Source organism: Luteococcus sediminum (genome assembly GCF_054783495.1).
Genome location: NZ_BAAGQL010000012.1, coordinates 70079 through 81258, shown reverse-complemented (window position 1 = coordinate 81258; position 11180 = coordinate 70079). Strand labels below are relative to the sequence as shown.

General features: G+C 68.0%; 11 protein-coding genes. 3 read left to right on the top strand and 8 right to left on the bottom strand.

Annotation, left to right across the window (positions count from 1 at the left end; genetic code table 11):
* The coding region (locus ACYVKA_RS06765) for a hypothetical protein (protein ID WP_460704051.1) at positions 1-205 on the top strand (205 nt) is incomplete at its 5' end.
* Between the two features lie 235 nt (positions 206-440).
* On the opposite strand, the gene ACYVKA_RS06760 is transcribed toward ACYVKA_RS06765, so the two are convergent.
* The 6 genes from ACYVKA_RS06760 to ACYVKA_RS06735 form a co-directional block, all read right to left on the bottom strand.
* On the bottom strand, positions 441-1628 hold the full coding sequence (locus ACYVKA_RS06760) for a phosphatase domain-containing protein (RefSeq protein ID WP_394274730.1): 1188 nt from the start codon (positions 1626-1628) through the stop codon (positions 441-443).
* Positions 1612-2610 (bottom strand): diacylglycerol/lipid kinase family protein, encoded by a 999-nt coding sequence (locus ACYVKA_RS06755; RefSeq protein WP_460704049.1) that lies wholly within the window; start codon positions 2608-2610, stop codon positions 1612-1614. Before ACYVKA_RS06755 ends, ACYVKA_RS06760 begins: the two co-directional genes overlap by 17 nt.
* Before the next feature lie 7 nt (positions 2611-2617).
* A complete protein-coding gene (locus tag ACYVKA_RS06750) occupies positions 2618-3607 on the bottom strand; it encodes a hypothetical protein (protein ID WP_460704047.1) in 990 nt (329 codons plus the stop codon).
* 134 nt (positions 3608-3741) lie between these two features.
* Complete coding sequence (gene lpdA / locus ACYVKA_RS06745) at positions 3742-5142, bottom strand: dihydrolipoyl dehydrogenase (RefSeq protein WP_460704045.1); 1401 nt, start codon at positions 5140-5142, stop codon at positions 3742-3744.
* Positions 5143-5170: 28 nt separating this feature from the next.
* Positions 5171-5710: a hypothetical protein gene (locus ACYVKA_RS06740; protein ID WP_460704043.1), complete on the bottom strand. Its 540-nt coding sequence runs from the start codon at positions 5708-5710 to the stop codon at positions 5171-5173.
* A 132-nt stretch (positions 5711-5842) separates the two neighbouring features.
* On the bottom strand, positions 5843-7357 hold the full coding sequence (locus ACYVKA_RS06735) for an alkaline phosphatase (RefSeq protein ID WP_460704041.1): 1515 nt from the start codon (positions 7355-7357) through the stop codon (positions 5843-5845).
* A 209-nt stretch (positions 7358-7566) separates the two neighbouring features.
* Between ACYVKA_RS06735 and ACYVKA_RS06730 the strand changes: the two genes are divergently transcribed.
* Positions 7567-9096 carry a helix-turn-helix domain-containing protein gene (locus ACYVKA_RS06730; protein ID WP_460704039.1) on the top strand — a complete coding sequence of 510 codons (1530 nt, stop codon included), beginning with the start codon at positions 7567-7569 and terminating at the stop codon, positions 9094-9096.
* Positions 9097-9130: 34 nt separating this feature from the next.
* Here the strand turns inward: ACYVKA_RS06730 and ACYVKA_RS06725 are convergent, their stop codons facing one another.
* Together ACYVKA_RS06725 and pdxY are read right to left on the bottom strand one after the other, a co-directional pair.
* Complete coding sequence (locus ACYVKA_RS06725) at positions 9131-9658, bottom strand: 2'-5' RNA ligase family protein (protein ID WP_460704037.1); 528 nt, start codon at positions 9656-9658, stop codon at positions 9131-9133.
* A gap of 56 nt (positions 9659-9714) precedes the next feature.
* Entirely contained in the window at positions 9715-10566 is an 852-nt protein-coding gene (gene pdxY / locus ACYVKA_RS06720; RefSeq protein WP_460704035.1) for a pyridoxal kinase PdxY, read from the bottom strand.
* Between the two features lie 139 nt (positions 10567-10705).
* On the opposite strand from pdxY, the gene ACYVKA_RS06715 reads away from it, so the two are divergent.
* On the top strand, positions 10706-11158 hold the full coding sequence (locus ACYVKA_RS06715) for a PGPGW domain-containing protein (RefSeq protein WP_460704033.1): 453 nt from the start codon (positions 10706-10708) through the stop codon (positions 11156-11158).
* Positions 11159-11180: the final 22 nt, after the last annotated feature.

Below are 11180 nucleotides of genomic sequence, written 5' to 3'. Positions count from 1 at the left end.
GACTTTAGACACGCTGTTGAGTTCTCAAGAATCGGGTGCGACCCGCACATCCATCCCGAAGGACATCCGCTTGGGGCAACTCGTGAAACTTTATCTGCTTTCCATTCAGCGGTCAAACCGCGATTTCCAGCAGATTGCCTCGAATTCATCCAACAATGCTGGACTCCTTCGCTGCTGTTGCCGTTGGCAACTCGTTAAACTCTAGTTCATCTCGCTCCGTGGAGCAAATCCGCGATTCGAGACTCACCGGGCACCACTAACTCCGCCGATTGCCCGGCCGGAAGGTGTGGTGGTGTCGTTCGCTCTTGGCGATTTCGACCTGAAGAACTCTAGCAGAGCCTCGAGGCCAGTTCAACCCGGTGTCTCCAGGTCCACACGACACCCGTGCAGCAGGAGCGAAGAGCCACACTACACGCGTGGGGCGCCCCTCCACCCGCGTCTCAGTTGCCTGACAGCGCCTTCTCGTCACGCTCGAAGAGCTCCACGGCCCGCTGACGCTGGTCGTCGTCATCCCACTCGATCGTTCCGAGTGCCTCGCGGGCTTCCTTGACCACCTCGGCCAGACCGCTCTCGGAGATCAGCCCCAGCTCCTTCGCCTTGCCGGCTGCCCCGACATAGGTGTCGTGGAACCAGATGTGGTGCTGGGCATGCGCGTCCCTCTCCTGCTGCCCGGTGCCGACCACGTCGTGGATGAAGACCGCGTCCATCCGGTCGGGGTAGAGATCCCACAACTTCTCCCCCACCAGCACGTCGCCCTGTCCCGAGTCACCCATGAAGGTCATGCGGTATTCCGGGTAGAGCTGGATGTAGTGGCTGACGTTCTCCACCTTCTTGCCAGCCATGGCGTCCTTGCTCACCAGGGCGAAGAGGCTCCCCGACATCACCGACAGGTCGGCAACGCCGGCCTGTTTGAGGCTGGCGCGGGAGTGGTTCTCCAGCAGACCCCAGAAGTCCATCGGGCGTGCGGTCACGAAGGTGATGTCCCCCAGGCTCGCCGGGTCGTCGTCGGGCCCACGGTCCAGCGCCTCCAGGAAGGCCAGCGCGCCGGGGTAGACGGTGCCGCGCGGATAGCGCTTGTCGTGCAGCTTGCAGAAGATCGTGTCGTCGATGTCCGACAGGATCTTGGCCTCCGGCAGCTTCTCGGCCTGGTGCTGGATGTGGTCCAGGATGCGCTGCCGGACGTCCTCGTGGTCGATGTCGATGAAGACAAGGCCCTCGAGGTCGTGCTGGTCGTCGCGCAGGTTGATGATGTTCTTGAGGTGGGTGAGCTCCGATCCCGTCACGGCACAGACGAGGTCCGCGATCACCTCCTCGCGGTGATGACTGGTCCGTCCCGTCTGGAGCGCATAGATGAGGTTGGCCCGGGCGTGCAGGTCCAGCTCGTGGGCGCGTCGCACGGCGAGCAGCTCGACGAGCGCGTCCTGGTTGTCAGGACCCGCCAGGTAGTTGTCCACCGCCCCCAGGAGCCGGTCGGCGCGCTCGTCGGTCAGCAGGTCGTTGAGCTGGTCGGCGTCCATCGCCTCGACCAACTGCAGGATCCTTGCCTCGTCGTCCTGACGGGTGCGGTGCTGGAGGATCTCGTCGACGAGTTCGACCTCGATGCTCGACGGCTCACTGAGCTTGGTCATGGCTGTCCTTCCTGGTACGGGCCTGCGGGATCTGCGGGTCACGACGGCTGAGCACACGTCGTGGAGGTTGGGGGGCGCGCACGGCCAGTGCTGCAGGCGACAGGTCGACCCGGATCCTGCGTGCGGGTCCGTGCACGTCGCCGTCCACCTGGACCAAGGTTGCGTCGTCGAGCAACAGCTCGGCCCATGCGACGCGCCTGCGATGGATCGCCCGTCCGCCCAGGCGTCGGTGGACCAGCGAGGCCGCCACCTGCACCCACCGGTGCAGGGCGGGGGCGCTGACCGCCAGCAAGGACAGTCCCCCGTCATCGAGCCGCGCATCGGGGAAGACCTTGAGTCCTGAGGGGATGCTGCTGGCGTTGCCCAGCAGCAGGCTCCAGTACTTGCCCTGCTCGGCCGGGCCGCCGTCTGCGCTGACGGTCATGGTGATCGGCCTGTCCCACAGGTGCCTGATCCCGGCCTCGAGGTAGGCCGGCCAGCCGAGGGTCTTCTTGAGTCCTGGGGACAGCTGGTCGATGGTGTCCGCGTCGTGGCCGACGCCGGCCATGACGAGGAAGGGCTGTGGGTGGTCGTCCCCGTCCAGGTGCACCTGGCCCAGGTCGATGGTGCGAGTGTTCCCGTGCACCGCGACCTCGACAGCCTGCGCGATCCGGTGGGGTCGCAGTCCCAGGTTGCGGGCGAAGATGTTGGCCGTGCCGAGCGGGAGGACCGCCAGGGATACGCCGGTGCCGGCCAGTTCGCCTGCGACGGTGCGGACCGTTCCGTCTCCCCCGCCGACGATGACGAGGTCGGCTCCCTCCGCCAGGGCCTGGCGGGTCATGGCGGCGCCGAAGTCGTGCGGGGTGGTGGGGATCTCGCGGATGGGCGGCCACTGGGCGGTCCGCGCCTGCTGCTGCAGCAGTGCCCGGGCACGGTCGTGACCCGATGCGGTCGGGTTGGCGACCAGCACCGGGTGCACCGGCGGAGTGCTCTTCTGACTCATTCGAACATCATTCGAACAGGATGTATTCGGGGGTCGGCTTGAGGGCCATCACCTCGGCCGGCGTCATCAGCCGGCCACCGGTCTCGACGTCCTCGGAGTAGAAGAGCTTGAAACCGGGGTGGACGTGCTTGGGAAGGCTTGCCACCACGCGCTTCCAGGTGTCGGTCTTGGCACCCGGGGAGCCGATCCCGTCGACGGACTTGATCATCACCACGCCCTTGTGGACCTTGAGCGTGGACTCGCCGCTGACCACGCCGGGGTTGAGCTGGTGGTAGAGCATGACCTTCTCGGGGAGGCGGTGCCTGGCGACCAGCGCGGCCAGCCAGGTGGCGCACTCGTTGAGTTCTGCCGCAGTGACGTGGCCGAAGGTGCGCATCGGCACCTCGTCGGGGCCCATACGCCACTCGGGGTCCAGTGCCAGGCCCACCTCGGGGTGGCGCAGCCACTTCTCGTAGGCCTTGACCTCGTCGGGGAAGTTGGCCCGTCCGGGCTGGATGTTGAGCAGCAGCATCGCCTTGTGGCGGCGGGCGCAGGCCAGCCACTCCTCGATGACCTCGTCGTCGATGCGCGAGCGGTACATCCCGTCCTTGCCGGGGCTGCCGTGCACGGTGGTGGCGATGAGTTCCAGGATGGGCATGATGGTGCGGCCCTTGGCATAGGGCGCGGCGCGCTTCTCCATCTCGACGACGCGCTCGTCGAGGTCCCCGATGCCCAGGCGGCCCTGGCCTGGGGCGCCCGGGGCTCCGGAGTAGCCGAACAGGCGGTACTTGGGGAAGATCGTGCGTCCCCCGCGGGGCAGGGTCGGCGGGGGCGTCGGTGTGGGCGTCGGTGTGGGAGTCGGGGTGGGAGTCGGGGTCGCGCTCGCGGGGGCGGAGCTCGTGCTGCCGGGAGTGCTGCCGGTCTGGTTGCTGCATCCGGTGACGCCGAGCCCAAGACCGGCCAGGCCAGCCCCGAGCAGCAGGCGTCGGGTGGGGTGGGGAAGGTGGTTGTGCTGCATGCCTTGCAAGCTAGCCCATTCGCACGGGTGGGCGCCCTGCCCGCCACGCGTGGTTCACGCATGACGAAGAGGGCCCCGCGAGCTGGTGCTTGCGGGGCCCGCTGATTTCGTCCAGGAGTGCGCCTGGCGTGGGATCAGAAGTTGATCATGTGGCCGACGACGCCCTCGGCGGCCTCCTTCATGGCCTCCGACAGGGTCGGGTGGGCGTGCACGGTGCGGCCGATCTCATCGGCGCGCAGGTCGTACTGCTGGGCCAGGACGAACTGCGGCAGCAGCTCGGTGACCTCGGGGCCGATCATGTGGGCGCCGAGGATCTCGTTGGTCTTGGCGTCGGCGACGAGCTTGACGAAGCCGACGGCCTCGCCCAGGCCCCAGGCCTTGCCGTTGGCGGTGAAGGGGAACTTGCCGACCTTGACCTCGTAGCCCTTGTCCTTGGCCTGCTGCTCCGAGTAGCCCATGGAACCGATCTGCGGCTGGCAGTAGGTGGCGCGCGGGATGAAGTCGTAGTTGACCGGGAAGGTCTCGGCGCCGGCGATGGTCTCGGCGGCGACGACGCCCTGGGCCTCGGCCACGTGGGCGAGCATCATGCGGCCGGTGCAGTCGCCGATGGCATAGATGCCGTCGACATTGGTGCGCATGAAGTCGTCGATGGCGATGGCGCCGCGATCGGTGAGCTGGACACCGGTCTTGTCGAGGCCGAAGCCCTCGGTGCGCGGGGCGAAGCCCATGGCCTGGAGGAACTTGTCGGCCTCGAGCACCTTCTCGTCGCCACCCTTGGCGGGGGCGACGGTGACCTTGACGCCGGAGCCGGTGTCCTCGACGCCCTTGACGGCGGTGCCGGTGAGGACCTTGATGCCGAGCTTCTTGTAGGCCTTCTGCAGTTCGGCGGAGACGTCCTTGTCCTCGGCGGGCACCTGGCGGTCCAGGAACTCGACGATGGTGACGTCGACGCCATAGCTGTTGAGCACGTAGGCGAACTCGGTGCCGATGGCGCCCGAGCCGCCGATGATGATGCTCTTGGGCAGGTTGTCGGCGAGGATCTGCTCCTTGTAGGTCACCACGTTCTGGCTCAGCTCGGTGCCGGGCAGCAGCTTGGTGGTGGCGCCGACGGCGATGATGCAGGAGTCGAAGGTGACGTCCTCGGTGGAGCCGTCCTCCTTGGCGACGCTGATGGTCTTCGCGTCGGTGAAGGTGCCCCAGCCGGAGAACTCCTGGATCTTGTTCTTCTTCATCAGGAAGTGGATGCCGTTGACCATGCGGTCGCTGACCTGGCGGGAACGGCTGAAGGCCTTGCCGTAGTCGGCGGTCACATCACCGGACAGGCCGAACTTGTCGGCCTCGCGGGTGACCAGGTTCACGACCTCGGCATTGCGCAGGAGCGACTTGGTGGGGATGCAGCCCACGTTGAGGCAGACCCCGCCCCAGTACTCCTTCTCGATGATGGCAACCTTCTTGCCCAGCTGGGCGGCGCGAATGGCGGCCACGTACCCACCGGGGCCCGCGCCAAGGACGACGACGTCAAAGTGAGAGCTCATGGAAACCACTGTAGGGCACCCGGTCGACTCACTCGTTCACCAGGACGGGGACAGCCACCGTGGCCGAGCGGGCGCGTCCACGCAGCCCCTCGGGAACGGCGATCGTGAACTCCTCGGTGGGCTGGGCATTGCTGACCGGGGCTGCCGGGCTCTCCTCTTCCCCGCCGCCGTGGTCGTGGGCGCCGCCAAGGTGGTGGGTGAAGCGAGCGGTGCCGAGAAGCCGTCCGTCGGCGTCGTGGAAGCCGGCGAGCACCTGGAGCTCCAGCAGCTCGGAGACGTCGCTGGTGATTGTCACGCGACCGGAGACCTGGTGGCCGTCGAAGCCGAGCCGGTCCAGGGTGAGGCGGTCGTCGAAGGGGCCGTGGACCTGGACCACGTGTCCCGGTGGCGGGCTGGCCGTCGCCATGGCAGGGACAGTCGGGTCGCCGCTGGGGGCGGCCAGGCCGGGCAGGGAGCTGGCGATCGCCTGGGCAGGGTCGGGCGCATCCGTGGTGCCGCACCCGGCCAGGGCCAGGCAGCAGAGGACGGCGGGAATGGCGAGCAAGGGGCGGATGGTGCGTGCGGTCATGGGTTCTCCGGCTGGCCAGCGCGATGTGCGTCGCCCAGCGCTGGTGGTGGATCGGCGTGTGGGAAACGGCAGGCTGCCGGGCGCGCGTGGTCGGCATGGACTGGGCGCCCGGCAGCCAAGGGTGGGGTTCGGTCAGCGGACGACGCCGAGGGCCCCACCGACGATGCCGAACAGGTCGGTGTTCTCGATCGAGCCAGAGACCTTGGACGATCCGGGGCCGTAGCCGTAGACGGGGACGTCGGCGCCGGTGTGGTTGCCCGAGAGGTAGCTCAGCCACAGGCTGGCCTCGGGGGTGCCGTCGGCGACACCGGCGGCGTCGTCGGGGGTGCGGAAGGTGGCGGGGCCGAAGTTGGCCGCATCGTCCTTGCCGGCGCCGTTGATGATGCCGCTGGAGCGCTTGGGGTCGAGTGCACCGCCCTTGGCCCGGCTGGGGACGGAGTTGTTGGCCGGGTTGCCGGAGTCAACATTGGCCGGCGGGGTGGCGGCCTCGGCGTTGGTGTAGGTGCCCTTCTCGATGATGTTGAAACCGGCGCACTCGTGGTCGGCGGTCACGATCACCAGGGTGTGCTTGTCGCGCTTGGCGAAGTCGAGCGCCACGCGCACGGCCTCGTCGAAGGCCTTGGTCTCCTCCAGCGTCTGGGCGGCGTCATTGGCGTGCGAACGCTTGTCGATCAGGGCACCCTCCACCTGGAGGTAGAAGCCCTTCTTGCCCTTCTTGCTGTCGAGCAGCTCAATCGACTTGCGGGTCATCTCCGCGACGGTGGGCTCCTTGGCCCCGGGGGCGGTGGGGTTCTCGCGCTTGGACTTCTCGATGGTCAGGTTGCCCTTGTTGTACAGGGCGAAGACCTTCTTCTGGGGGCCGCGGCGCGAGGTCTTCACGCGGTTCATGTCGGCCTCGGTGGCCACGCGCTGGGCGGCCGGGGAGCCGAGCACGGTGTAGCCGTTGTCCTTGAGGGCCTTCTCGTCGGCGGCGTCGAAGCGCGACAGGCCGCCGCCCATGATGACATCAGCAGTGTTGTTGCGGGCGATCTGGTCGGCGACCGGGGTGACCCGCAGGTCGGTGGTGGGCAGTTCGGTGCCGGTCACCTCGGTGTTCTGGCAGGCCTTGGCGGAGTATTCGGGGCCCTGGCAGCCGCGCATGAGCACGTGGCTCATCTGGCCGGCCGGGGTGGCGTCGGTGATCTCGGCGGTGGAGACATTGCCGGTGCGGTAGCCGGCCTTCTTGGCCAGCTCCATCACCGTGGCTTGGGACTTGCCCTTGCCGTCGACGGCCAGGGCGGCGTTGTAGGTCTTCTGGCCGGTGGTCCATGCGGTGGCGGCCGAGGCGGAGTCGGTGACGTAGTTGGGCACGAAGTCCGGCTCGCCGGGCTGGCCGGAGTTGGGTTCGATGGAGTAGGTGCGGTTCTGCCCGACATGGGGCATGGTCTCCATCACGAGCTTGCCGTCGGCGCCGTAGTAGCGCTCGCGGGCGGCTGTCACATGGGTGCGGCCCATGCCGTCGCCCAACAGGTAGATGGCATTGCGGATCTCGCGCTGGTCACTTCCGCGTTGGGCATTGTGCTGTGCTGTGGCGACGCCTGCTGCGGCGCTGGCGCCAAGGGTTGCCACGGCGACGGCGGCCGCGGCGAGACGAAAGGTACGAGGCATGCTGCTTCCTCAGGGGGGATGCGCGGCGACCGGTGCGTCGCGTCGCCTCGACGCTAGCGAGGCCAACTCCGCCAGTACGACGCCGTGTCGTTGACGTTCGCATGAACAGTGGGTATCCGGCGGCGGGACTGGGCACCTCCGTCGACTCGGCAGGAAACTCCGGGTAACGCGCGATTGAATTATCTCAGTTGTGAGTTATCCTGACTGGTGTGACAGAGACGACTCCCGCATCCATCGGCAGACTGATCCGCGACGCGCGCAAGCAGCGCGGCCTGACGCAACACCAGCTGGCCGACGTGCTGAACACCTCCCAGAGCGCAGTGCACCGCATCGAGGCCGGCAACCAGAACCTGAGCCTCGACATGATCAACCGCATCGCCGAGGCCCTCGAGTCCCCGCTGATCACGCCGGCGACCACCGGGACGATGAACTTTCGTGTCCAGGGCGGCGGCGCCCTGTCGGGCTCGATCGACGTGCGCTCCAGCAAGAATGCGGCCGTCGCGCTGCTGTGCGGCAGCCTGATCAACCGGGGCAAGACAGTCCTGCGCGGGATAGCCCGCATCGAGGAGGTCAACCGGCTGCTCGAAGTGCTCACCAGCATCGGCGTGGAGGCCACCTGGAATGACGAGCACACCGACCTGACGCTGCGCCGCCCGGCCGACCTCGACCTGGCCGCGATGGACGTGACCGCGGCTCGTCGCACCCGCAGCATCATCATGTTCATGGGGCCGCTGCTGCGCCAGCACCCGAGCTTCCAGCTGCCCTATGCCGGAGGCTGCAACCTGGGCGCGCGCACCATCGAGCCCCACCTGCAGGTGCTACGACCCTTCGGGCTCGAGGTGGAGGCCACCGAGGGCTACTACCAGGCCGACGTGGACACCGCCAGCGTCAACCAGGTGCGCCACATCACGCTCACCGAACGCGGTGACACCGTCACCGAGAATGCGCTGCTGGCCGCCGCCCAGACCCCGGGCCTGACGGTGCTGCGCAATGCCTCGCCCAACTACATGGTCCAGGACCTGTGCGTCTTCCTGCAGATGCTCGGCGTCCAGATCGACGGCATCGGCACCACCACGCTCAAGGTCACGGGCGTGGAGCACATCGACGTCGACGTCGAGTGCGACATCAGCGAGGACCCGATCGAGGCGATGAGCCTGCTGACCGCGGCGATCGTCACCGACAGCGAGCTGACCGTGCAGCGTTGCCCCATCGAGTTCCTGGAGATCGAGCTGGCGATCCTGGAGGAGATGGGCCTGAAGTACACGATGAGCGAGGAGTACCCCAGCCGCAACCAGTTCACCCGATTGGTGGACATCACGGTGCACCCGTGCCAGCTGAAGGCGCCGCAGGACAAGATCCACCCGCTGCCCTTCCCCGGCCTCAACATCGACAACCTGCCCTTCTTCGCGGTCATCGCCGCCCAGGCCGAGGGCCAGTCGCTGATCCACGACTGGGTCTACGAGAACCGGGCCATCCACCTGTTGGAGCTGAACAAACTGGGCGCCAACGTGCAGCTGCTCGATCCGCACCGCCTGATCGTGGCCGGGCCCACCCGCTGGCGTGGACGTGACCTCGTGTGCCCGCCGGCCCTGCGCCCGGCCGTCTGCCTGCTGCTGGCCGCGCTGGCCGCCCGCGGCGAGACGGTCCTGCGCGATGTCTACGTGATCAACCGCGGCTATGAGGATCTGCCGATGCGCCTGAACAAGCTGGGCGCCCACATCGAGGTCTTCCACGAGTGATGCGTCCGGCCTGGACCTTCGTCATGGCGAAGGTTCAGGTCGACAGCCACCACCGGTGGCAGAGCCGGGTGTTGCCCGACTCGTACCAGACGAGGTCGACGGCCTCGATCCTGGACGAGCAGGGCAGCACCCGGCTCGTCCATTCCCGGACACTGGCAAGACTGACCCCGGGACCGAGCGCGTCGAGGGTCAGGTGGGGCACCGGGCGGTGGAGACCGCCGTAGGGCACCACATCCGGGAAGAGCGTGCACATCCTTGCCGTCAGCGCGCGCAGGGCATCCTCGGGTTCGGGGCGGCTGTGCACCAGGCCGTTGGGGAAGAGCTCGGCTGTGCCCAAGGTGACCTCGAAAGGTGCCGTCCCGAACAGGCCTTCGGCGACCAGCGCCAGGTCGGGCAGGCTGGCGAAGGGAGCCAGCACGGTGATGTGGGCATGGACGAAGTCCGTGTCGGCCACATCGCTGGTCCCGAGGAAGCCCGGGTCGTAGTGGTCGGTGCGGGAGCGCACGAAGTCCTCGAGCGCCGGCACCGGGAGCTGCAGCACTGCATGTCCGGGGTACTGCATCGTGGTCCTTTCCGCTGCCCCGCGAGCCGGCCCAGACCGCGGCCGCGGATGCTGACTCAGACCGGCACCGCCCGGAAGGTGTGCTGCGGTGTGGTGAAGCAGTCCTGGCTGGAGACCAGGGCGAGCTCCTCCCGGCCGGAGTCCGCGGTGGCACGCAGCAGCGAGTAGACGATCGAGGCCGTGGCGGACAGCGCCTGCTGGGCCGATCCGGTGCGCAGCAGGTGGGCGAGGAAGCAGGCCGTGGTGACATCACCCGACCCGGTGAAGGCGCGCTCGATCATCGGCGTCTCCACCTTCCACGCCCCGTCGGCGGTGACTGCGACCATGCGCATCACGTCCTGGCTGCTGCCCGGGTCGGTGACCGAGGTCACCAGGACCGTCTGCGGTCCACGGGCGCGCACGTCGTGGGCGGCCGCGACCACGTCGTCCAGTCCCGAGGTCTCCCGTCCGGCCAGGAACTCGAGCTCGAACAGGTTCGGGGTGAGCACGTCGGCCTGGGGCAGCACCTGGTCGCGCATGAACTCCGGGATGCCGGGCAGGCAGTAGAAGCCGCGACCGACGTCGCCCATCACCGGGTCGCAGCAGTAGATGGCCGCAGGGTTGCGGCGCTTGACCAGCTCGGCGGTCTCGAGGATGACGGCCCCCACGTCGGCTCCACCCTGGTAGCCGGTGAGCAGGGCATCGACCTGGTCGACCACTCCCCTGTCGTCGATGCCGTGGACCACCTCGCGCACCTGGTCTGCCGGGATCAGGGGTCCGCGCCAGTCGCCGTAACCGGTGTGGTTGCTGAAGTTGACCGTCAGTACGGGCCACACTTCCACGCCCATGCGCTGCAGGGGGAAGACGGCGGCCGAATTGCCCGCATGCCCGTAGGCGACGGCTGACTGGATGGAGAGGATGGTGGTCACCGGTGTGATTCTGCCACCTGCGGCCCCTCGACTCCTGCTGGCGGCACACTCCTGGAGGACTGTTCTGCCCCTGTGGGGGCAGACCGGCTCCACCCTGGGGCCGTTGGGAGGGGGTCGTCGGCTCTGGCAAGCTTGCCCCATGCAGGAATCGACCACCACCGAGCCGGCGCGCCGGTTGCGCCCGGCCCATGAGTGGCCGAGGGAACGCTGGGCCTGGCGTGGGCGTGTGCGGGCCAATCCGGTCGCCTACTTCTGGTACCGGCTGGGCGTCGCCCTCGTCGGTGGGTTGATGATGCTCGGTGCCATGCTGACCGGATGGCTTCCCGGGCCGGGCGGGATCCCCCTGTTCATGCTGGGACTGCTCGTGCTGTCCAGCGAGTTCGTCTGGGCGCATGGAGTGATGCTGTGGTTCCGGCGCCAGTTCGAGCGCTTCGCGGCCCTGCCGACCGGGACCAAGCGCTGGCTGACCCTCGCCACGGTGCTGGCCGTGCTGGCCACCTGGTACACGATCGCCGCATGGTATGGGATCCCGCCGTGGATGCCGGAACGGATCACCGTGCTGCTGGAGCGCATCCCGCTGATCCAGCGCTGAGCCCTTTGCGGCGCACCCGGGC

Coding starts and splice junctions, on each gene's coding strand:
- ACYVKA_RS06760 (WP_394274730.1), bottom strand. CDS start 1,628: ATGACCAAGCTCAGTGAGCCGTCGAGCATCGAGGTCGAACTCGTCGAC.
- ACYVKA_RS06755 (WP_460704049.1), bottom strand. CDS start 2,610: ATGAGTCAGAAGAGCACTCCGCCGGTGCACCCGGTGCTGGTCGCCAAC.
- ACYVKA_RS06750 (WP_460704047.1), bottom strand. CDS start 3,607: ATGCAGCACAACCACCTTCCCCACCCCACCCGACGCCTGCTGCTCGGG.
- lpdA (WP_460704045.1), bottom strand. CDS start 5,142: ATGAGCTCTCACTTTGACGTCGTCGTCCTTGGCGCGGGCCCCGGTGGG.
- ACYVKA_RS06740 (WP_460704043.1), bottom strand. CDS start 5,710: ATGACCGCACGCACCATCCGCCCCTTGCTCGCCATTCCCGCCGTCCTC.
- ACYVKA_RS06735 (WP_460704041.1), bottom strand. CDS start 7,357: ATGCCTCGTACCTTTCGTCTCGCCGCGGCCGCCGTCGCCGTGGCAACC.
- ACYVKA_RS06725 (WP_460704037.1), bottom strand. CDS start 9,658: ATGCAGTACCCCGGACATGCAGTGCTGCAGCTCCCGGTGCCGGCGCTC.
- ACYVKA_RS06715 (WP_460704033.1), top strand. CDS start 10,706: ATGCAGGAATCGACCACCACCGAGCCGGCGCGCCGGTTGCGCCCGGCC.